The sequence below is a fragment of the Paenibacillus sp. alder61 genome, from assembly GCF_020179875.1.
Taxonomy (GTDB): Bacteria; Bacillota; Bacilli; order Paenibacillales; family Paenibacillaceae; genus Fontibacillus; species Fontibacillus faecis.
Genome location: NZ_JAIUDG010000027.1, coordinates 52,666 through 75,118, shown reverse-complemented (window position 1 = coordinate 75,118; position 22,453 = coordinate 52,666). Strand labels below are relative to the sequence as shown.

The window sequence follows — 22,453 nt, the reverse complement described above, 5'->3', positions numbered from 1 at the left end:
CCTAGAATCCTCCCGCCTTGGAGCTGCGCATCATGTAGCCGAGCCCCCGCCGGGTCAAAATATACTCCGGCTTGCTCGGGTCCTTCTCGATCTTCTCCCGCAGCCTCCGGATCGTTACGTCGACCGTCCGGACGTCCCCGAAATATTCGAAGCCCCACACCGCCTGCAGAAGATGTTCCCGGGTCATGACTTTCCCGGCGTTCTTCACCAGATAATGCAGCAGCTCAAATTCCCGGTGGGTCAGGTCGAGCGGCTCCCCGTTCTTGGACACCATATACGTATCGGTATCCACAAACAACTCAAACAAGCTGAGGCCCTGACGTTCATCGGCCCCCTCGGGTGCCGCCGGCTTTTGCTGCCGCCGCATCTGCGCCTTCACCCGGGCCAGCAGCTCGCGGGTGCTGAACGGCTTGGTGACATAGTCGTCCGCCCCAAGCTCCAGGCCCAGCACCTTGTCGATCTCCCCGTCCTTGGCCGTCAGCATAATGATCGGGGTCTGCAGCCTGGCCCGCACCTCCCGGCATACGTCCATCCCGTCCTTGCCCGGCAGCATCAGATCGAGCAGGATCAGGTCCGGCTGTTCGGCAAACGCCAGCTCCACCGCCTCGATGCCGTCGAAGGCCAGGATCACCTCGTAGCCTTCTTTCTCCAGATTGAACTTCAATATATCCGCAATAGGCCGCTCATCGTCCACGACCAGAATTTTCCCTTGCATTTTCCCAGTTCACCCCATACTCTCGGGCATTGGCCCCATCTTCCTCTATCTTACCATACCTCCGCCCGCATCAGCCAACGGCTTCCAGGAAGCGGCAGCGCTCAAAATCTGTTGAATCCCTCTCCCTCCTGCTGGTAATCTAGAAACGATGCCAAATTGTAGCATACAAGGCGCATACCTAGAGAGGGGAACCGAGTTGAGATGACGACCATTCTGGTAGTGGATGACGATCCGAACATTCGGGAACTGATTTGTTTGTATTTAAAAAGAGAAGGCTTCCACCCGATGCAGGCCGCCGACGGAAAAGAAGCGCTGGAAGTGATGGAACAGACGCAGGCCGACCTCGTGGTGCTCGATATTATGATGCCCGTCATGGACGGCTGGGAATTGTGCCAGGAGCTGCGCCGGCAGTATCCGGACACCCCCCTGCTGATGGTGACGGCCAGGGGGGAAACCGGGCAGAAGGTCAAAGGCTTCAATCTGGGAACCGATGATTATCTCGTGAAACCGTTCGATCCGATCGAATTGGTGATTCGCGTCAAAGCCCTGCTTAAAAGGTACCGGATTTCGGCTTCGCAAAGCATTCAACTGGGCCATGTCTGGCTGAACCGTCAGACCTACAAGGTCATCCGCGGTTCGGAAGAGCTGACCCTTCCCCCCAAGGAGTTTGAGCTCTTGTTCAGACTGGGCAGCTATCCCGGGCAAATTTTTACCCGCGAGCAGTTAATCCAGCAGATTTGGGGGGCGGATTACAGCGGAGACGACCGGACGGTCGACGTCCACATCAAGCGGCTGAGAGAACGGTTCGCCCACGACGATCCTCCGTCGTTTCGCATCGAGACGGTCTACGGATTGGGGTATCGGATCGAGGTCTTCAAATGATCAAATCGTTGTATATCCGCATCGTTCTGATGTTTTTGACGGCCATCATCGTCAGCCTGCTGGCATCGGCCATGATCACCGGCTATGTTTACCAGCAATCCGTGACGAAACAGACCCAAACGTATTTGATTCACCTGGGAGAAAGCATGGTCCGGATTTTCGAGCGCGCGGGATTCGACAACCGGGCGTTGGTCATGGACGATATCAAGGAACTTATCCATTCCATCAGCTTTGAAATTTACAATGAAAACTTCAACCGGGAAACCTACGGTTACCAGGCCGGCAGCACATCGTTTGTCAAAAAAGATCAGGTCGAACGGGTGCTGCAGGGGGAAACCGTCCAGGGAGAAACCCGGGATGACAATATGTTCGTCGGGCTTCGCTTTGAACACCAGGGACACAAGTATGCGCTGTTTATCCAGCCGGGACCGTCCAATCAGTTCGGCTACCCGATCAACAACATCATCCTGACGATGATCGGAATCGTGCTAATCGGCGGAAGCTTGTTTTTTACCGCGGAAGCCACGTTTCTGATCTTGCCGCTGCGCAAAATGACGGAAGCGACCAAGCGGATGGCCCGGGGCGATTTCAGCACCAACCTCAAGGTCCGGCGCAAGGATGAACTGGGCGTGCTGGTCAAAAATTTCGATGAGATGCGGCAGCAGCTGCAGCAAATGGAGCAGATGCGGCAGGATTTCGTCTCCAATGTGTCGCACGAAATCCAGTCCCCGCTGACTTCCATCCGCGGGTTCGCCAAGGCTTTGAAAGACGAAACCCTCGATGCCAAGGACCGAGACCGCTACCTGGATATCATCATTGCGGAAAGCGAGCGGATGTCCCGCATGGGCGACAATCTGCTGAATCTGGCATCACTGGAGTCCGAACACCATCCTTTTCATCCGGAAGCCTTCCGGCTGGACGAGCAAATCCGGCAGATCGTCGTCGGTTTTGAGCCGCAATGGTCGGCCAAGTCCATCGACATCGATCTTCACCTGCCGGCTGTCGTGATCAAAGGCGATCGCGACGGGCTCAATCAAGTATGGACCAACTTGCTTGGCAACAGTTTGAAGTTTACCCCCGAGGGGGGATGCATCTCCATTCTGCTCCGGCAAGAGGTCCACAAGGTTGTCGTCACGATCAAGGACAGCGGGATCGGCATTTCCGAGGAGGACCTGCCGCATATTTTCGAGCGATTTTATAAAGCGGACCGCTCCCGGAACCGGACCCAAGGCGGCAACGGCTTGGGGCTGGCGATCGTCAAAAAAATGATCGACCTGCATCGCGGCCGCATTCACGTTCAAAGCCGACCGGGCCAGGGAACCACCTTCGCGGTCACCTTGCCCTATTACGGCCTCAAGCCTCCCAAGGAGGTATGAAAATCGATCCTGTAATCGGATGCAAATTTTTATGAAAATGAACTCCATTCACATTCAGTTCACATTCATCCGGTAATCTTCTTTTAGATAGGAGGATTGCCATGAACAAACTCACCAGCTTCTCGATGAAAAATGTTGGAGCCCTCATCATTATGATCGTAATGCTGTTTGGGGGAGGCATGTACGCGGCCGGCCAGTTAAAGACCGAAATCATGCCCGATATCTCCATCCCCATGGTGTTCATTACGACACAATACCCGGGGTCTCCTACCGATGTAATGGAGCAGGTGACAAAGCCCCTGGAGAAAAAAATCGCCAATATGGAGGGCGTAAAATCGCTCCAATCCACATCGAGCGACAATTTTTCCACCATCATTGTCAACTTGACCGAGAAATCGGACCCCGAGAAGAAAAAGCTGGATATCGAAAGCCTGCTGCAGGAAGTGAATCTGCCGACTTCGGCAAGCACCCCGAAAGTAGCCACCATCGGTTACTCCTCGATACCGGCGTATTACTTTGCCATTTATGCGGAAAACGGCATGAGCCAGACCCAGCTCGACCATTGGTTCGCGAATGAAATCAAACCCGGGCTGCAATCGATTCCGGGCTACGACCATATGGACGAAATCGGTTCGCGCAAAACGACGCTCAGCATCCGGCTCGATGCCGACAAGCTGACCGCCTATGGGCTGACGCCTCCGCAAGTCTCCAATGACCTGCGCCAAAACATCAACTCCCTTCCGGCCGGAGCCGTCGAACTGGACGGCAATCAATTGATGGCCCGGGTAAAGAGTGAAACGGACAGCGTCTATGCCCTGGAAAACATGGAATTAAACACCCCGAGCGGGACCCACGTCCGTCTGAAGCAGTTGGGTACGATCCAGTCGGTTACGGAGTCCGGTTTCATCGCCCGTCTGGACGATAACCCGGCCATCGGGATTCAGCTTTATAAAACGCCCGATGCCAACGCGGTCGATTTCTCCAAGGAAACCGAACGGCTGATGAAGGAATGGACGGCGGAAAATCCGAACATTCAATTCAAGACCATCTACGATACGTCTCAAGAGGTCAGCAAGTCGATTAACGGCATGTTAAAAGAAGGCCTCACCGGTGCCCTGCTCGCGGCGCTGATGATTTTGCTGTTTCTGCGGAACCTGCGGATGACGCTGATCGTTCTGATCTCGATTCCGCTCTCGATTCTGATCACGCTGCTCGTGATGAATTACTTGAACATCTCCCTGAACATTTTGACACTGGGCGGGATGTTTATCGCGATCGGCCGCGTCGTCGACGACAGTATCGTCGTCATCGAGAACATCTACACCCATTTGCAAAAAGCGGAAGAACGCGGCGAGTCCGTCATTAAGAAGGCCACGATGGAGGTTGGCGCCGCCATTACGTCCTCCACCCTGACTACCGTCGGTGTATTCGCACCCCTCGGCATGGTCAGCGGGATGGCCGGCCAACTGTTCCGCCCGTTCGCCATCACGCTCGCTACGGCGATGCTGGCCTCACTGCTCGTCGCCCTGACGGTCATTCCGATGCTGGCGAAGCTGCTGGTGCGGGGAGATAAGATCAAGCACCACGAAGAGAACCGGGAAGGCCTCATGGTGCGTTTTTACCGTCGTGCTTTGGAGCTGACGCTGCGCCACCGCATCAAAACCCTGCTGCTCGCCTTCGTTTTATTCCTTGGCTCCATCATCGGCACGGTTCCGTTCCTGTCGGTGACGCTGATCCCGGAAAGCGAAGCGCCGCGGGAATTCTATTATGTCATCAAAATGCCGTATGAAACTTCCCTTGAAACAACGGATGCCAAGGTGAAGGATATGGAAGACATTTTGAAAAACGCGAAGGATCCCGCAGGGAACCCGATGTTCACCTTTATCGAATCCCTGGTAGGCTTCAATGAGGGATCTAAGGATCCGTCGTCTTATTCCGCGCAAATCTTCACGGAGGTCAGCGAAGACAGTGACGTCAAACAGGTGAGGGATACATACAAGGAACTTCTGCTGGCGGAGCTTCCTCCCGGTTCCGAGTTGGATGTCCGTTCCATGGAAGGCGGTTCGACCGGAACGGTGGACTTCCAATACGCGGTGAAGGGCGACGACTTGCTCAAACTGACCGAAGCTTCGGCCCTTCTGAAAGAAAAGCTGAAAGAGTTCCCGGAACTGCGCGAAGTCAAAGACTCGCTTAGCGACGCTAAAAAGGAGCTGCAGATCGAGGTCAATCAGAGCAAAGCCCAACAGTACGGTCTCAGCGTCACGGGCACGCAGCAGACGGTTTCCAGCTGGCTGATGAAGGAAGAAATCGGCGAGCTGAAGCTGGACAATACGACGTATACCACTACGCTGGAGTTGGATAAAACCGATATGAACAGCTTGTCCAAGCTCGGAAATATTCCGTTCCATACCGCCAGCGGCACGGTCGTCTATTTGAAAGAGATCGCCGAATTGAACATTATTAACGCGGCCTCGAGCGTTCAGCGGGATGATCAGGAGCAGGTCATCACGATCACCGCCAAAATCGACAGCCAGAACAAGGGCGGCGTCAGCGCCCAAGTCGGGCTCGCCCTCGACGAAGTCGCGCTTCCGGACGGCGTGAAACGCGAAATCGGCGGCGTCAGCGAAGAGATCGGCGAGAGCTTCTCGCAGCTGTTTGTGGCCATGGCGGCCGCCGTCTTCATCGTCTACCTGATCATGGTCATCTCCTTCGGCAACACCAGCGCGCCGTTCGCCATCTTGTTCTCGCTGCCGCTGGCGGTCATCGGGGGTCTGATCGGCCTGTTCCTGACCGGGGAAGCGTTAAGTATCACCTCCCTCATCGGCTTCATGATGCTGATCGGGATCGTCGTCACCAACGCGATCCTGCTGATCGACCGGACGCAACAGCTGCGGCAGGAAGGCTATACGGTCCGCCACGCCTTGGTTGAAGCGGGGATGATCCGCCTGCGTCCGATCATCATGACCGCGGTGGTTACGGCTATCGCCATGCTGCCGCTTGCGCTCGGACTGACCGAGGGAGGCACGATTATTTCCAAGGGGATGGCCGTTGTCGTCATCGGCGGTTTGGTCACCTCCACGATTCTGACCCTTGTGGTCGTACCGATTGTTTATGAATTGATCGAATCGTTCAAAAACCGGATGAGCGGACTGTTCCGCCGCCGGGAAGGCAAACCGGCCAAGGGCAACAAGAAAGGAGTTGTAATCGATGAATAGCAGAACATGGCATAAACTTATGCTGGGCGGTGCGATGCTGGCCATGGTCGCTATGACGGCGGCCGGCTGTACCAAGGCGGAGGAACCGAAGCCGCTGGTTCAAAGCAATGTGCCGCAGAAGCCGACCGTGAAAGTGAGCGCGGCGGAATTGCGCACGATTGCCGATCCGCAGGAGGTCGTGGCGGAAATCGCCGCCTCCGACCAGCGGGACGTGGTCGCCAAAGCCAGCGGCGATGTGAAAAAGGTATATAAACAGCGCGGCGATCAAGTGAAAAAGGGAGAGCTCCTGTTTGAACTGGATACGACCGATGTGCTTCTCCAGAAACAAAAGGCCGAAATTTCGCTGCGGACGGCCCAGCAAAACTTGAAAAACGGGCTGTTCAACAATCCGGACGACCCGGACGCGCAGCAGTCGCTGAAGGATCAAATCCAGCTGGCGCAGATCGGGATCCAGGAGGCCAACCGGACGCTGGAGAATTACAGAGTGGAAGCTCCAATCAGCGGGATTTTAACCGATTTCTCCGTCAAGAGCGGGATGACGGTATCTCCGGGGAACGTTGGGGTGATCCAACAGATCAACCCGGTGAAGATTAAAGCGAACATTACGGAGGAGAACGCCGAGTTGGTGAAAGGCAAGAAGGAGTTGTCCTTCTACTCCACCAGCCAGCCGGATGTGCTGCAAAAAGCGAAGATCGTTTATTTCGCCGACATTATGGATACCCAGCAAAGAACCTACGCGATGGAATTGCAAACGGACAACGCGAAGCATGCCTGGAAACCGGGGGCCAAGGTTCAACTTCGGATCACCGAAGAGGCCGAGGAAAATGTGCTCACCATTCCGACCACCGCGATCGTCCGGGAAGAAACCGGCACCTACGTTTATGTGAACGCCGCCGGTAAGGCGGAGAAGCGCCAAGTGGAGTTGGGACGGTTAAACGGCATGTATCAAGAGGTGACCAAAGGAATCCAGCAAGGCGAACAGGTCATCGTCTCCGGGCAGCATCAGCTCAAGGACCAGCAGGAAATTGAGATTGCGCCGGCAAAATAGAATACAAAAAAAGACTTGGCTCCAGGGCCAAGTCTTTTTGTTTTATAAATATTTCATCGGATTCTGCACGCTGCCGTCTTTATGGATCTCGAAGTGCAAATGCGTCCCGGTAGAACGCCCCGTATTGCCCATCACGCCGATCTCCGTGCCTTTCTCGACGACCTGGCCCTCTTTCACGCTAATCTTGCTCAAATGGCCGTACAGCGTCTCGTAGCCGTTCTTGTGATCGATGATAATACAATTGCCGTATCCGGATTTGGTGCCCGTGAAGACGACGACCCCCTCATCCGCCGCGAGAATGCTTCGGTCGGAAGAAACGAGGTCGATGCCCTTATGCGTTCTCCCCCATCGTTCGCCGTAGCTGCTGCTCAACATCGCGCCCGATACAGGCCAGGCAAAATCACCGCTCCCTTGGCCGACCACCTTCGTGCCGCGAACCACGATCTTCGGCTTGGACTCCGTAATGACCTCCTGGCCCAGCCATTCCTCGCCGACCACCTCGCCGTTCTCTTTCGTAAGACGGTACTTCATCGTCTTGAGTCCGCTCGCTCCCAAGGAGATCACTTTCGTTTCTCCGGCGCGCAAATTATCGCTCTTCCGAACGATTACTTGCGGCTCGATTTCAATCTGTTCGGAGAACTTCTCCACCGTCTTCACCGTTAAGGACGGCTTCACGGTGTTAATCTTCAGCTCGGTTCCGATTTGAAGCGTGCGCTCCTTGACACCCGGGTTGTTGCTGAACAGCTCCTTTTGCGTGACGCCAAAACGGGCCGCGATCGAAGAGATCGTATCCCCTTCCCGCACCGCGTAAGTCACCGCGGCTTCATCGCCCTCCAGAATCCGGGCGACCGCCTTGTTCACATCCATCACTTTGTTCGGAGCGGTTTCCACGGAGGCCGTGGTGACGTCCTCCTGGATGGCGACCGATTCCACAATGACACCGCCCGTTTTGCCTGTGTCGGTGGCTGCCGCCTGCTGCGCCCCGCCGGTTTTCTTCACCTTGCCGGCCAACCGGGCGGTCGCCATGACGGTTTTGTCCTCCGGTGCGAACTTGCTCTTGAGCTTCTCCAGGACCGCGTCCGCCGTAGCCTGATCCTTCACGATGCCGATCGTCTTGCCGTCGACCTTCAACTCGACCCCTTTGGCGTAGCCGGTCAGCATCCCTTCCAGCTTGCTCAGCGTCCGTTCGCTGTCCACCTGGGCTTTGTACTCCTTCGCTTCCACCGTCGTAATTCCTTCGGTATGTACCGCCATTTCCACATGCGGGTATTTTTCGTTATATTCCTGCTCCTTCTTGTCAAAAAGAGCCTGTAATTGCGCCTTGTCGGCAATCGTGCCGATTTCCTTGCCTGCGACGTAAACCCGGTAATAAGTCACCGTATTGGCTTTGACATACTGCTGTCCCGCCGTATAGATTCCTCCGGCCACCAGCAGGGCGGCTAGCGCGCCGACCGCGATCATCCGCGGTTTGGAACCGCGCAACGCGGCATATAGCCCAGCCTTTTTATGTTCGGACATCTCCTGATCGTTTTCCGGGCGGCCGTGATTTGTCTGCGCCGGGTCCTGGCCCTTGCGCCACAGCTGCCAACGTATCCCCCTGAAACCTTTCATGCTGATCTCCTTTTCCCTTTTCGACTCATTACGACAGAAAAAGGTTTCAAAATTTTAACCTTTTTCCGCTACTGTTTACTTTAACACAGTCCGCAAAGGGATTTCAACCAAAGCAAAAAAGCCAAAATCCTGCGTCCGGCAAGGCTTTTGGCTTTTTTTAAGACTTCGGGGGTCTCGCCAATTTTTTACAATCTTGTGAATGGCATCGCTGACATGGTTTCGGGCGGACTATTCGTTCTTTAACAAATCCATGATTTTGGCATATTCCGTTTTGTTTAAGTGTTTGGACAGAATCTGCTCGATTTCGATCAGTTCCTTCTCTGTCAGACCGTCTTCCATGAGTTCCGTGATCCGCTGCATTTCCTCTTGAGGCAGCTTGGCCATCAGCATCGCGAACACCTCTTCCTTCTCCTTGGCCGGCAGCTCGTCCTTCATCGCCACCATCTGGTCCGGTGTCACGACGACCTGCGGGGCTTGACCGGAGCCGTTCGCTTCGGACCCGTCCGCGCCGCCCGAAATGCCGCCCATCACCGACAGGGCGTCTTCCGGCGGCGTTTGGCCGGCATCATCGGCCCCCGCCTTTGCGTCCACGCCGACGCCCGCATTGACGCCTGTATTGGCACCTGCGTTAGTGCCTGACGCGTTGGCCCCGCCTGTCGAGCTGCCTCCGCCCGCCTTGTCGCTTGCGGCTCCCGCGGCCCCTGAGGCGCCAGCACCGGCCGTCTCGCCGCCCGTCACGCCCGTCCCCGTCGCGCCCGTGCCGGTTCCGCCCGTGCCCGTCCGGCCGCTGCTATCGCCCTCGTTCTTGCTCCCGGCCGAGGAACCTGCTTGCGGGTCCGCGTCCAGCGCCGTTTTTTTCGCATCCTTGTCTCGATCCTTGCCGCCAAGCCCCAGCATCCCCTTAACGACGCTGCCCAGGCTCGGGGCCTCCGCCGTGATCGGCAGATGATAACTCTCCAGCAGCGATTGTATATACGCATTTACGACATACCCCGTCGTCATAACCGTCAAAGCACATACGACCACCACCGTGGCAATCAGCCTCAACAACCACCCCATCCATCTCATAACGCTTCCTCCTTCTGCCGCCGGCTCTATCACCGGTCATCCTAATCTCCTAATTTTCAGTATGGACGGCGGAAGCGAATTGTAACCTCGCAAACCGGGCTCCAACACCCAAAAATAGAATAGGGACCTGTCGCCCGGCGCAGAATCACCTGGAATTCCTCCCGTTAATTTTGTATAAAACGAATGTTTCTACCGCTTTAACTGGAAAAAAGGGAGCTAATTCAGGCGATTCCCCGTAAATTCGATCCATCCGCATCATTTAGCTGGAGCTTTTCCCGTTATTTTCACCACCGTCCCTTTTTCGAGCCGATTAACGGGAACATTTCTCCAGCAGTGCGGAGCGCTTCAGAACGCGTCGGAGAAGTTAAGCGCCGACCGCCCAATCATCATCACGCAAAAAAAGCCGCCCACCGGGCCAAGAGTCACCTCTTGTTCCCGTGAGCGGCTATGCTTTGTACGGATGCTTATTCGTAAATCGGCAGTACTTGATTCGTCTGGCTGCGGTTGCGGCCGACCGAGAAGATCGCGATCGGGATCCCCGTCAGCTCCGATACCCGTTTTACATAGTTGCGGGCCGTTTCCGGCAAGTCTTCCAACGTCTTCGCGCCGGAAATATCCTCGGACCAGCCCGGCAGTTCCTCATAAACGGCCTCGCATTCGGCCAGCATTTTCAGACTCGCCGGATAATGCGTGATGACTTCGCCCCGGTATTTGTAGCCGGTGCAGATTCTGACCGTTTTCAGGCCCGTCAGCACGTCCAGCGAGTTCAACGACAGCCCGGTGATCCCGCTCACCCGGCGGGCGTGACGCACCACGACGCTGTCGAACCAGCCGACGCGGCGCGGCCGGCCGGTTACCGTGCCATACTCGTGGCCGGTTTCCCGGATAAAGTCGCCGACTTCGTCATTCAGCTCGGTCGGGAACGGCCCGTCGCCGACCCGCGTCGTGTAGGACTTCGCCACCCCGATCACCTGGTCGATCTTGGACGGCCCGACACCGGAACCGATGCAGACGCCGCCCGCCGACGGATTGGAGGACGTGACGAACGGATACGTCCCTTGGTCGATATCCAGCATGACGCCTTGGGCGCCCTCGAACAGCACCTTTTTCTTGGCGTCGATCGCATCGTTCAGCACGACCGAAGTATCCGTGACATAAGGGCGAAGCACCTCGGCATACTCCAGGTACTTCTTCAGAATCTCTTCCACATCCAACGGTTCGGAACCATAGACCTGCTGGATCACATGGTTCTTCTCCTTCATCAAATGGCGGAGTTTCAACTCAAATTCCTCCGCATCCATCAGATCCGCAATCCGGATGCCAGTCCGTGCCGCCTTATCCATATAAGCCGGCCCGATCCCTTTACGGGTCGTCCCGATTTTGTTCGGTCCCTTGCGGTCTTCTTCCAGCGCGTCTAGCACCATATGGTAAGGCATAATAACATGCGCCCGGTCGCTGATGACCAGATTCTGTGTAGTGAAACCATTCTCGTGAATATAGTTGATTTCCTCGATCAGTGCGGCCGGATTGACCACCATGCCGTTTCCGATCACGCATTTCTTATCCGAATAAAACACGCCCGACGGGATCAGGCTGAGTTTGTACTTCTTGCCGTCGATAAGAATGGTGTGACCGGCGTTGTTACCGCCTTGATAACGGGCCACCACATCTGCGCTCTCCGCCAGATAATCCGTGATTTTACCTTTACCTTCGTCTCCCCATTGGGTTCCTACAACGACTACCGTTGACATGTACATTCCCCCGCCCGGTGCCCTCGCACCTGTATTTGAACAATTTTCATATGAACCGGCTAACACAACAAGTTAATTTACTGCGTCAAAGCAGCACTATCAGTTTACCAGTCTCCTTTTTCAAAGTCAAATTAAAAAGCGAACGATTATAATATGAAAAGTTAATAACGTTCGGAATTATCGGTTGTTAGGAACACGTCAGAAATAAATCGGCCCGCTTTGAAAAATACTACCCTCGTCGGTGTTCACATTCTCACAGTCCTTTGCAAATACACCGATTATACTAGGACAAAAACAGATCCTTCGCATCAACAAGATCTTGAACCTGAATAGAGAATCGGAAGGGACGGAAATGAACCATGGAAACGAATAGCCGCCGCGGAACGCTAAAAAAGTCGGTCACTTTTATGGAAGCCCTGGCGCTTGTCATAGGGATGATCATCGGATCGGGGATCTTTTTGAAGCCCGGGATTGTCCTCGGCCACGCGGGAACCCCGGGGATGGGCATACTGGCTTGGGCAGCGGGCGGCGTCATCACCCTGGCGGCGGCTCTCTCCGTGGCCGAAATCGCCGCGGCCATCCCGAAATCGGGAGGGCTCTACACCTACCTGGGAGAGTTGTACGGCGGGGTCTTCGGCTTCCTGCTGGGTTGGGTACAGACGATCATCTCCTATCCGGCCTCGGTCGCGGCACTGTGCATTGCTTTCGCCACGTATTCCGGGTACTTCCTGCCGATGAGCGACGGGCAGCAAACCTGGCTGGCCATTGGCATCCTGGCCTTTATCCTGCTCATGAACGTACTATCGACCAAAAACGGCGGAATCATCCAGACGATCGCTACCGCGGGCAAACTGATTCCGGTGATCGGCATTGTAGGTTTCGGCCTCGCGGCGGGCGCCGCCCCCGGCTTCGCCGGGATTCCGGCGTCAGCCGCCGCGGCGTCCGGAGCCGGATTTGGCGCGGCAATCCTGGGCACCCTCTGGGCCTATGACGGCTGGATCGGCGTGACCAATATGGCCGGCGAAATCGGTAACCCGGCCAAAACGTTACCCCGGGTCATCTCCGCAGGCGTTTTATTCGTCATCGCCGTCTATGTCCTGTTCAACGTCGCGATCTATCGCTCCCTGCCCTATGAAGCCATCGTCAGCTCCCCGACGCCGGGCGCCGACGCGGCGCAGGCCCTGTTCGGAAACGGCGGCGGCGCCTTTATCACCGCGGGCATCATCGTTTCCGTGCTCGGGGCGCTCAACGGGTATTTAATGACCGCGGCACGGGTACCGCAGTCCATGGGAGCCAACGGGCAGCTGCCCTTCTCCCGGACACTCGCGCGTCTCCATCCCAAGTTCCAAACGCCGGCGAACGCGTTGCTCCTGCAGAGCGTATTGGCCGTCATTTACATCCTCTCCGGCACCTTCAACACGCTGACCGATCTGCTGGTGTTCGTCCTCTGGATTTTCTTTACGATGGGCGTGTTCGGCGTGTTCCTTTTGCGCAAAAAGACGCCACCCCGGCCCGGAAGATACCGGGTTCCCCTCTACCCCCTGACGCCGTTGATCGGGATGGCGGGAGGCGTCTATATCCTGGCCAGCACCATCCTGAACGACCCGATCCGCTCTTTGACCGGCATCGGCATCACCCTGCTGGGACTGCCTGTCTACTATCTGATGCAACGTAAAAGCAAAAAAACAGGCTGACGGTCTCCCGTCAGCCTGCAAATGCGTCCGCATGCGCCCGCTCGTAATTGGCGAACTTGTTGAAGTTCTTTAAGAAGACCAGTTCGACGGTGCCGACCGGACCATTCCGCTGTTTCGCGATAATGATCTCGATGATGTTCTTCTTCTCCGTCTCCTGGTTATAGTAATCGTCCCGGTACAGAAACGCGACGATATCGGCATCCTGCTCGATCGAACCGGATTCCCGAAGGTCCGACATCATCGGGCGTTTGTCCTGCCGCTGCTCGACGCCCCGGCTAAGCTGGGACAACGCGATGACCGGCACTTCCAGCTCCCGCGCGATCTGTTTCAGGGTCCGGGAGATTTCCGAAACCTCCTGCTGCCGGTTCTCGCCCGGCTTGCCGCGCCCGTGAATGAGCTGGAGGTAATCGATCAGGATCATCCCAAGCCCCTTCTCTTTCTTCAGCCGCCGGCATTTCGCCCGGATATCGGCCACCGTTACGCCCGGCGTGTCATCGATGTAAATCTCGGCTTCCGACAACGCCGCGATGCCCATCGTGAGCTTCGCCCAATCTTCATCGCTCTTGAAATCGCCCGTCCGCATGATGCCGGCGTCGAGGTTCGCCTCGGCGCAGATCATCCGCTGTACCAGCTGGGCGGCGGACATCTCCAGACTGAAAATCGCGACGGTTTCCTTGGCGCGGACCGCCACATTCTGCGCGATATTGAGCGCAAAGGCGGTTTTCCCTACGGAAGGACGGGCCGCCACGATGATCAGATCGTTCCGCTGAAAACCAGCCGTCATCTTGTCCAAATCGACGAAGCCGGAAGGAATACCGGTCGTATTCCCGCGATTCTGGTGCAATTGCTCGACGCGTTCGAACACTTCCATGACCACGTCGCGGATCGCGATAAAGCCGCTGCCGGACCGCCGGTTTGAAATTTCAAGAATGCGCCGCTCGGCGTCGCTCAGCATGCCGGAGACATCCTCGCCCCCGGTATAGCCGTCGCTGACGATTTGCGTCGCCGTACGGATCAAGCGGCGGAGCATCGATTTCTCTTCGATGATCCGCGCGTAGTAGTCGACATTCGCCGCCGTCGGCACGGCATGAGCCAGCTTCGCCAGGTAGCTGACGCCGCCGATTTCCTCCAGCTCGCCCTTGTCCTGCAGCCGGGCCGTCAGGGTCACCAGATCGATCGGCTGCCCTTCCTCGCCGAGCTGCACCATCGCTTCAAAGATCAGCTGATGGGGCTTGTCGTAGAAATCCTCGGTGCGCACCCGCTCCATCGCCGTAATCAGCGCTTCGGACTGAAGCAGAATCGCACCGAGCACCGCCTGCTCCGCTTCCAGGTTTTGCGGGGGAACCCGGTCAAAAAATGGCTCGGCGCTCATGTTACTCCTCCGTAACCTGAACCTTGAACGTCGACTTCACTTCAGGATGAAGCTTCACCGGAACCTGCGTAACCCCCAGCGTACGGATCGGTTCATGCATTTCGATCTTCCGCTTGTCGATCTTGATGCCGGTCTTCTCCAGCGCCTCCGCTACCTGCTTGCTCGTGATGGCGCCGAACAGACGGCCGCCTTCACCGGCCTTCGCCTTCAGCGTCACGGTGACTTCCTCCAGCTTTTTGCCGAGCTCGATCGCCTCTTCTTTTTCCTTCTCCTTGCGTTTCACTTCCGCCGCGGTTTGCTGCTCCAGCGTCTTCACATTGCCCTCGGTCGCCGGACGAACCAGCCCGCGCGGGATCAGGAAGTTCTGTGCGTAACCTTCCGAGACGTTCTTGATTTCCCCTTTTTTCCCTTGACCCTTAACATCCTGCAAAAAAATAACCTTCATTCGAATAACCCCTCTTCCTTCTCTATTTCATCCAGGACGGCGAGCAGCCGTTTCTCCGCTTCCTCCTGGGTGCCTTCCAACTGTGTGGCGGCATTCGTCAAATGCCCGCCGCCGCCCAGCCGCTCCATGACCACCTGCACGTTCATCGTCCCGAGCGAACGGGCGCTGATGCCGATCAGGCCGTCGGGCCGTTCGCTAATGACAAACGAAGCTAGCACGTTCGTCATATTCAGCAGCGTATCCGCCACCTGAGCGATCAGCAACTGCGGAATTCTGCGGTTCGGCTCCGCCACCGCCAGTGCGATATGCCCGTGAATCATGCGGGCATGCTTGATAATATCGGCCTTGGCGATGTATTCCTGCAGATCTTCCTTCAACAGGCGCTGCACCATTGCGGTATCCGCGCCCATCCGGCGGAGAAACGCCGCCGCTTCAAACGTCCGCGACCCCGTGTGCAGCGCAAAATGCTTCGTATCGACCGTAATCCCCGCCAGAATGGTCGTCGCCTCCAACGGGCTGAGCTCCACCTTCTCATGGATATACTGCAGCAGCTCGGTCACGAGCTCCCCGGCCGAGGAGGCGTAGGGCTCCAGGTAGACGAGCACGGCGTCGTTGATAAACTCCTCGCCGCGGCGGTGGTGATCGACGACCACCACCCGCCGAGCGGCTTCCACGAGCCGCGGCTCCATCGTCATCGACGCTTTGTGCGTGTCGACGACCACCAGGAGCGTGTGCGGGGTCATCAAGCTTAGCGCCTGCTCCGGCGAGATGAACCGGCGCGCCAACGCCTCCTCTTTATCGATGCGCTCCATGAGCCGCTCGATGCCGGGGTTCGGGCCATCCAGCACGATGTGCGCCTCGACCTTGTACATATCGGCGGCCTTCATCACGCCGATGGAGGAGCCGATCACGTCAAGGTCGGGCATCTGATGGCCCATGATGATGACGCGGTCGCTCTCCTGCATCAAATCGCGCAGCGCATGCGCGATGACGCGGGCGCGGACGCGCGTCCGCTTCTCTACGGCGCCGGTCTTGCCGCCGTAGAAGGAGAGCCGCTGACCGGCCTTCACCGCGGCCTGGTCGCCCCCCCGCCCGAGCGCCATATCCAAGCTCGACTGGGCGAGTTCGCCCAGCTCGCTGAAGCGCTCGGTGCCGAAGGCCAGGCCGATGCTCAGCGTCATCGGCACCTTCAGGTCCGCGGTCATCTCGCGGACCTCGTCCAAAATCACGAACCGGCTCTGCTCCAGTTCGTTTAGCGATCTCTGATTCAGCATCATCAGATAACGCTCGGAGGAGAGCCGCCGCAGATAGATCCGGTGCTGCTTCGCCCACGCCGTGAGCGCCGACGCGACCCGGGCGATCAGCGCGGTGCGCTGCTGGTCGTCCATCCCCTGCGCGGCCTCGTCCAGATTGTCGAGCATCACGATGCCGAGCGCGGCCCGCTCGTTCTCATAGCGTTCGCGCAGCATCGCGAGCTCCGTCATGTCGTGGACATAAATCAACCGCTCGTCATGGTCGATCGTCAATTCGTAATACCGATTGTGGGCCATCACCTCAACCGTGTTCTTCCCCGCCTTGTGTTCCTTCTTGTCCTTCTCTTTCTCCTTGGCTGTCTGCGGCTGGGGCAGCGGCGGAAGCAGTTCCGTCAAAGGCACGCCTACCACGCTTTCCCGTCCGAACATTCCGCCGACAAAACGATTATGCCATTCGACAACCCGATCGTCGCTGTACAGGATAATCCCGAAAGGCAAGCGGCCGACCGCTTCCCCTTCCACCCGCTTGATCCGATACGTCAAATCCGTGACGTACTTGACGAGATCCTTGCGAAAGCGCCGTTCCGCTTGCAGCATCATGTAAGCGAGCACCCCTACCAGACACAAGCTGACCAGCCCGAGAACCCAGTTGTAGTAGGAGATGAATATGACAAGCAGCAGTTGGAGCATGAACATCCACACGGTCTGATAGCCGTGCCAACGCTTTTGCAGTAAACTAGGCATGCCTTCTCACCCTATCGTCTTGGTCTTGTAAGCATCTCACGCAGCGGGAAAGCGATGTCCAGAATCCCGACAATACGCAGCGGCGGAAAGAACACCATCGCCACCACCAGGAGCACCGGAATCGCCGGATTCCACTTTCGATGGTATGCCGCAAAGAAGAAAAGACTCGCGGATTGGATCATGAACAAGAACTGCAAGAGCGGCGTTATATTCAGGAGAATCGTCCCCAAAAAGCCCTGGGCCACGCTTTCGCCGCCAAACATTTGCAGCAGCAATGCCGCGAAATAATACCAAATCAGCGAACGGGGCAACCGCCAGTCGCGAATCAGCGGCAATTTCGGCACGATATGCCCCATGCTCCCCAAGGTCGGGCGAACCACCGCGTGGGCGATCGTCGTAATGATCAGGGCGCATACGACCATCGTGAACGGAATCAACCGTACCGTTAAATTCGACAGCTGCGTGCTCAATTCCGGGGACCAGGCGACCCCCGCGGAGAGCGGGCTGTCCGCCATATTTTGCAGCGGGGCCATCGCCGTATTGATCATATCTTCAATGGACGTCGCCAGGTTGAAGTCAAAGAATACGGTGCTGATGAGCAGCACCAGCAGAAACATCCCCATAATCGTCCCGGCACCCGACAGGATCGTCCGGACCGCCGAGGCCCTTTTCTTATACAAATGTCCCATAACAATGGCGGGAACGATAAAATAAATCGCCTGCAACAGCATGAACGGTCCGAAGATCAAAGTACAGATGAGCCAAACCGGAACGACATGCAGCGCGAACGTTTTGAATGATAAGGTTGTATACAGCAGAACGCCCGGCACAATCAGAAAAAAGGCCGTGACGACGGTAAGCGGAGTAGCCAGTGACAGCAGGAGCAGCAGATACACGACGCTCCAGGCCACGGATGTCCAGCGCAGCTTCAAATAGGTTCACCTCTTACGCATATGTTCTTCCAAAGCAGATATATCCTGATACCAGTCCTCGAGTTGGTGCCCCTCCTGTTTATGTTTTCTCAACTTCTCCAAGATGGCTTCATCCAGGTCCCGATAAGAAACTCCCAGTCTGCGTCCCAATATATAACCGCTGACAATCAGGCTGGCGAGACTGTCCGTTATCCGTGTCGTGCTGCCTTCCCACAATGCTTTGAATAAACGGGATACGTGATCGACTACCTCGGTTTTTAGCCATTCAATCACTTTAGCGCGCTTCGCTACATCCATCTCCCTTTGCATGGCCGACAGCTTCCACCCTCCCCGAAAAAGTTTTATTTATCATTATAGCATAAAGCAAGCCCGGCAAGGGACGCAAACGGACACAGCAAGTTTTAGCAGCAAGCCTCGTTTCCCTGGTTTAGGCCTTCGGTACTGATACGTTGCGCGTCACAAATTTCTCGCAATACTCGATAATTTGGCTCCGGCGGACGATTCCGATAAACCGGCCCATATCGTCCACCACCGGTACGAAGTTCTGCACTTTGGCCAAGTTGATCAAATCTTCCATATCGGCGTTGATCGATACCGGCCGGATATCCATCTTGAGGGGAACGTCCCGTAAATGAAATTTTGAAGCGGTCTCAAAATTGACCTTGCCGTCCGAATTTTTCATAAACCAAAGCAGATCGCCCTCCGTAACGGTGCCGACATACTCCCCATCCCGCCCCAGAATCGGCACGGCCGTATACCGGTGAAACTCCATACGTTCCAGCGTCTGCCGCAGGGTGGAGTCCAACGTAACGCTAACGACATCATTCTTCGGCAGTAAAAAAAACGCGATATTCATTGGGATCGTATCCTCCTCAAAATAATAACCTTTCCTTCGGGTCACCTTAATTTGTACGGATCAGGCCGGCGAATGTTCCAGGAAAGGTTGAGAAATCGGCAGCCGGGAACCGGACTGCCGAATATTCATAAGATGTATGATTGCTATTGCCAATGGATCAGATTATTCGTTCGTTTTCTTATTTCCGCTTTCCGAGTTTTTCCCGCCGGACGTTTTAGTGGAGTCAGCGGCCGCATCCTTGGCCTTCTCCCGCGCATCCGGCATAATCAGCTGTTCCGGCGCCGTTTCGGGGTCGTTCCAGTTCTGGATCATTTCTTTGGCAAACTCGAGATCCTCTTCATTTACCGCATCATAGTATACGCCATTCTTCCGGAAGCCTTCCCCCATGATTGTAAACCCTTGGATGGAAGGAGCGTCGCCCAGCAAAATCTTCTTCGACAGATCAATAATATGGCTCGGCATCATGTCCGTTTTAAAATTGTCGCCCATCAGGTTCAGCAGATCCGGAACTTTGGAAACCTGATCCAGCTTCATTACGCGGTTCGCGATGGCATTCAAGAATACTTGATGTCTTCGGGTCCGGTTAAAATCGCTGTCCTCCCGGTAACGGACGAAATTGAGGGCTTCCTGCCCGTTGTACAACGGCTTGTTGGCTTTAATGGTGAATTTCTCGTGATCCTTTTGCTTGTTGACGATGTCCTTGGTAATCGGCAGTTCGACGCCGCCCAATTCGTCTACGACCTGACGTAGTCCCTCAAAGTTGATGGCCGCATAATAATCGATAGGATTGCCCAGGAAATGTTCCACGGTGTCTTTGGCCATTTTCGCGCCGCCGAACGCGTATGCGTGGTTGATTTTATCTTCTTTATCCCTGCCGACGATCTCCGTATAAGTATCGCGCGGAATCGAAACCAGCAGAACCCGTGATTCTTCCGGACGTACTACGGCATATATCATGGTATCCGACCGGGCCGGCTCATTGCCCCGCTGATCCACACCGAGCAGCAGAGCGCTGAACGGTTCCATCTTCTGTTCCTTCACGACAGGCTTGGGTGTCTCGCCTTCCAACGGAGCGTAAGACCGCTCCAGCTTCTCCTCCACTTGGCCGGACAGGAAAAGGTCAAACGCCATGACCGCCAGCGGCTTCCGGAAAAGATACGCTCCCGCTCCCAAAACGACAACAACGGCTAAGGCAATAAGCCACTTTTGCTTTCTTCCCAGTCTCCTTTTTTCTTTTACCCTTTTATCGCTTCGTTTCATCATATGCCTCCAATAGAATCATTTATTTCCTATATAGTGCAAAATCTTATTTTCGAATTTACTCTACCGTTTCGTACTATACCATATAGACGTTTTTCGGCACAACAATGTTACTGTTTACATCTTTGTATCCATAGGTTTTACAGCCAAAAAGGCCCACCTCCTGAGTCGGAGGCGAGCCTTCATCTGCTTGATCGGCACGTATGAAAGGGGCGGTTGATCTGCCAAATTTAACGATAAGGCGGTTCTTATATTATATAGCAAAATGACACGCCACATAATGTTGGTTCCCCGCATCCCTGTACTCGGGAACCTGCTGTTTGCAAATATCCCGGGCAATGGGGCACCGCGTATGAAACTTGCAGCCGGAGGGCGGATTCGCCGGACTTGGAATATCGCCTTGAAGCACGATGCGCTCTCTCCTGGCGGTAGGATCGGGAACCGGTATGGCCGACATTAACGCCTTCGTATAGGGATGTAACGGATTTCGGAACAATTCTTCTTTATTGGCCAGCTCCACCATAGAACCGAGATACATCACGCCAACCCGGTTACATAAGTGTTCCACCACACTGAGATCGTGCGAGATAAAAAGATAAGTGATCTGCTTTTCTTTTCTTAAATCGCTCAACAAATTGATAATCTGGGCCTGTATGGAAACATCAAGCGCCGACACCGGTTCATCGGCGACAATAAAATCCGGATTCATAATCAACGCGCGGGCAATACCGATGCGCTGCCGTTGTCCGCCGGAAAACTCATGCGGATAGCGATCGTAATGGTAGCTGGACAGCCCGCAAATTTCCATCGTGTCCAACACTTTTCTTTTCACTTCCGCCCGATTGGTCAATCCGTGATCCACCAAGGCTTCGCCGATCGCCTCGCCTACTTTGATCCGCGGATTAAGCGAGCTGAACGGGTCTTGAAAGACGATCTGCAGTTTAGGCCGCAGCCGCCGCATCTCCTCTTTGGACAATTCGTACAGTTCCTTCCCCCGGTAGACTACTCGCCCGCTCGTCTTATCGTTGAGCCGCAGCAGCGTTCGGCCGATCGTGCTCTTGCCGCAGCCCGACTCCCCTACCAGACCGAACGACTCGCCCCGCTCGATATGAAACGAGACGTCGTCCACCGCCTTCACGTAGCCGACCGTGCGGTGAAACACCCCGCCGGTAATCGGAAAATACTTCTTTAACCGTTCCACTTCAATTAATGCGCTCATCGCGCCACCCCCACTTCCTCGTACAGCCAGCAGGCGGTTTTATGTAACTTCTCGCCATGCTCCCGAAACGGCGGCTGCTGCTGTCGGCATATGTCCATGCAAAATTCGCAGCGGTCATGGAAATGGCAATTGTCCTCAAGCTCTATCGGATTGGGCACCTGACCGGGAATGGAGTAGAGCCGTTCCTGAGATTGCCCGAGAACGGGCTTCGCTTGAAGAAGGCCTTTGGTGTACGGATGCTGTGGGTTTTGGAACAGTTCCAGTACCGGCGCCTCTTCAATGATTTTCCCGGCATACATCACGATGACGTAGTCGGCCATCTCCGCGACCACGCCAAGATCATGGGTAATCAACATAATGGCCGTTCCCAGCTTCCGTTTGATTTCCCGCATCAAATCAAGGATCTGCGCCTGAATCGTCACATCCAGTGCCGTTGTAGGTTCGTCGGCTATCAACAGCTTCGGATTGCAGCTTAAGGCGATGGCAATCATAATGCGCTGGCGCATTCCGCCGCTCAGCTCGTGCGGATAGGCCTCATAGATCTGCTCGGCCCGCGGAATCCCGACAAGCTCAATCAATTCGATCGCGCGCTGCCTGGCTTCCTTGCGGCTTAGCAGCAAATGCATCATCAACGGTTCCGTAATCTGATCGCCGATCGTCAGTACCGGGTTCAGTGAAGTCATCGGTTCCTGAAATATGATGGATATATCCTTCCCCCGGATCCGGGACATTTCCCGTTTGCTTAATTTAAGCAAGTCTTTACCCTCATAGAGGATTTCTCCACCGGCGATGACACCATGCGGGCCTTCCACCAATCGCATCAGCGACATAGCGGTCACGCTCTTGCCACAGCCCGATTCTCCTACAACTCCTACCGTTTCCCCCTCGCGGATAGAAAAGCTGATTTTATCGACGGCCTTAACAACGCCTGCCGAAGTGTGAAAATGGGTCTCCAGATTGCGGAATTGCACAAGATCTTTAGCCATAATCGCATCTCCTTCTATGGGTTCCG

At 55.7% G+C, this 22,453-nt stretch carries 18 protein-coding genes; 5 read left to right on the top strand and 13 right to left on the bottom strand.

Annotation, left to right across the window (positions count from 1 at the left end):
- Window position 1: 1 nt before the first annotated feature.
- On the bottom strand, window positions 2–715 hold the full coding sequence (yycF, locus tag LBW89_RS23675; protein WP_225040605.1) for a response regulator YycF: 714 nt from the start codon (window positions 713–715) through the stop codon (window positions 2–4).
- 201 nt (window positions 716–916) lie between these two features.
- On the opposite strand from yycF, the gene LBW89_RS23670 reads away from it, so the two are divergent.
- The 4 genes from LBW89_RS23670 (at window position 917) to LBW89_RS23655 (ending at window position 7,236) form a co-directional block, all read left to right on the top strand.
- Window positions 917–1,597 carry a response regulator transcription factor gene (locus tag LBW89_RS23670; protein WP_148454059.1) on the top strand — a complete coding sequence of 227 codons (681 nt, stop codon included), beginning with the start codon at window positions 917–919 and terminating at the stop codon, window positions 1,595–1,597.
- On the top strand, window positions 1,594–2,973 hold the full coding sequence (locus LBW89_RS23665) for a sensor histidine kinase (protein WP_225040603.1): 1,380 nt from the start codon (window positions 1,594–1,596) through the stop codon (window positions 2,971–2,973). The genes LBW89_RS23670 and LBW89_RS23665 overlap by 4 nt, the downstream gene beginning before the upstream one ends.
- Before the next feature lie 101 nt (window positions 2,974–3,074).
- Window positions 3,075–6,188: an efflux RND transporter permease subunit gene (locus LBW89_RS23660; RefSeq protein ID WP_213506421.1), complete on the top strand. Its 3,114-nt coding sequence runs from the start codon at window positions 3,075–3,077 to the stop codon at window positions 6,186–6,188.
- Window positions 6,181–7,236, top strand: a complete 1,056-nt coding sequence (locus LBW89_RS23655; RefSeq protein WP_225040601.1) for an efflux RND transporter periplasmic adaptor subunit — start codon at window positions 6,181–6,183, stop codon at window positions 7,234–7,236. The genes LBW89_RS23660 and LBW89_RS23655 overlap by 8 nt, the downstream gene beginning before the upstream one ends.
- A 42-nt stretch (window positions 7,237–7,278) precedes the next feature.
- Here LBW89_RS23655 and LBW89_RS23650 read toward each other — a convergent pair whose 3' ends face one another.
- The 3 genes from LBW89_RS23650 to LBW89_RS23640 all read right to left on the bottom strand — a co-directional run bounded on the left by LBW89_RS23650 (window position 7,279) and on the right by LBW89_RS23640 (window position 11,666).
- Window positions 7,279–8,847, bottom strand: a complete 1,569-nt coding sequence (locus LBW89_RS23650; RefSeq protein ID WP_225040599.1) for a peptidoglycan DD-metalloendopeptidase family protein — start codon at window positions 8,845–8,847, stop codon at window positions 7,279–7,281.
- Between the two features lie 228 nt (window positions 8,848–9,075).
- Window positions 9,076–9,915, bottom strand: coding sequence for a hypothetical protein (locus LBW89_RS23645; protein WP_225040598.1), 840 nt, complete (start codon window positions 9,913–9,915; stop codon window positions 9,076–9,078).
- Between the two features lie 464 nt (window positions 9,916–10,379).
- A complete protein-coding gene (locus LBW89_RS23640; RefSeq protein WP_225040596.1) occupies window positions 10,380–11,666 on the bottom strand; it encodes an adenylosuccinate synthase in 1,287 nt (428 codons plus the stop codon).
- Window positions 11,667–12,025: 359 nt separating this feature from the next.
- Here LBW89_RS23640 and LBW89_RS23635 point away from each other — a divergent pair, with 359 nt between their 5' ends.
- A complete protein-coding gene (locus LBW89_RS23635) occupies window positions 12,026–13,360 on the top strand; it encodes an APC family permease (RefSeq protein WP_225040594.1) in 1,335 nt (444 codons plus the stop codon).
- Between the two features lie 10 nt (window positions 13,361–13,370).
- On the opposite strand, the gene dnaB is transcribed toward LBW89_RS23635, so the two are convergent.
- From dnaB to LBW89_RS23590, 9 genes are all read right to left on the bottom strand, one after another.
- Entirely contained in the window at window positions 13,371–14,732 is a 1,362-nt protein-coding gene (gene dnaB, locus LBW89_RS23630; RefSeq protein WP_148454073.1) for a replicative DNA helicase, read from the bottom strand.
- 1 nt (window position 14,733) lies between these two features.
- Entirely contained in the window at window positions 14,734–15,177 is a 444-nt protein-coding gene (gene rplI, locus LBW89_RS23625) for a 50S ribosomal protein L9 (protein ID WP_148454075.1), read from the bottom strand.
- On the bottom strand, window positions 15,174–17,174 hold the full coding sequence (locus tag LBW89_RS23620) for a DHH family phosphoesterase (protein WP_148454077.1): 2,001 nt from the start codon (window positions 17,172–17,174) through the stop codon (window positions 15,174–15,176). Before LBW89_RS23620 ends, rplI begins: the two co-directional genes overlap by 4 nt.
- A gap of 11 nt (window positions 17,175–17,185) precedes the next feature.
- Window positions 17,186–18,106, bottom strand: coding sequence for a DUF2232 domain-containing protein (locus LBW89_RS23615; protein WP_225040592.1), 921 nt, complete (start codon window positions 18,104–18,106; stop codon window positions 17,186–17,188).
- A 6-nt stretch (window positions 18,107–18,112) separates the two neighbouring features.
- The gene (locus LBW89_RS23610; RefSeq protein ID WP_211373313.1) at window positions 18,113–18,415 is read right to left on the bottom strand and encodes a MazG-like family protein; all 303 of its coding nucleotides are present in this window, start codon (window positions 18,413–18,415) and stop codon (window positions 18,113–18,115) included.
- A gap of 118 nt (window positions 18,416–18,533) precedes the next feature.
- The gene (locus LBW89_RS23605) at window positions 18,534–18,962 is read right to left on the bottom strand and encodes a CBS domain-containing protein (protein ID WP_225040590.1); all 429 of its coding nucleotides are present in this window, start codon (window positions 18,960–18,962) and stop codon (window positions 18,534–18,536) included.
- A 162-nt stretch (window positions 18,963–19,124) separates the two neighbouring features.
- On the bottom strand, window positions 19,125–20,222 hold the full coding sequence (locus LBW89_RS23600) for an LCP family protein (RefSeq protein WP_373317703.1): 1,098 nt from the start codon (window positions 20,220–20,222) through the stop codon (window positions 19,125–19,127).
- A 253-nt stretch (window positions 20,223–20,475) separates the two neighbouring features.
- On the bottom strand, window positions 20,476–21,441 hold the full coding sequence (locus LBW89_RS23595; RefSeq protein WP_148454087.1) for an ABC transporter ATP-binding protein: 966 nt from the start codon (window positions 21,439–21,441) through the stop codon (window positions 20,476–20,478).
- Window positions 21,438–22,427 (bottom strand): ABC transporter ATP-binding protein, encoded by a 990-nt coding sequence (locus tag LBW89_RS23590; protein WP_148454089.1) that lies wholly within the window; start codon window positions 22,425–22,427, stop codon window positions 21,438–21,440. Before LBW89_RS23590 ends, LBW89_RS23595 begins: the two co-directional genes overlap by 4 nt.
- Window positions 22,428–22,453: the final 26 nt, after the last annotated feature.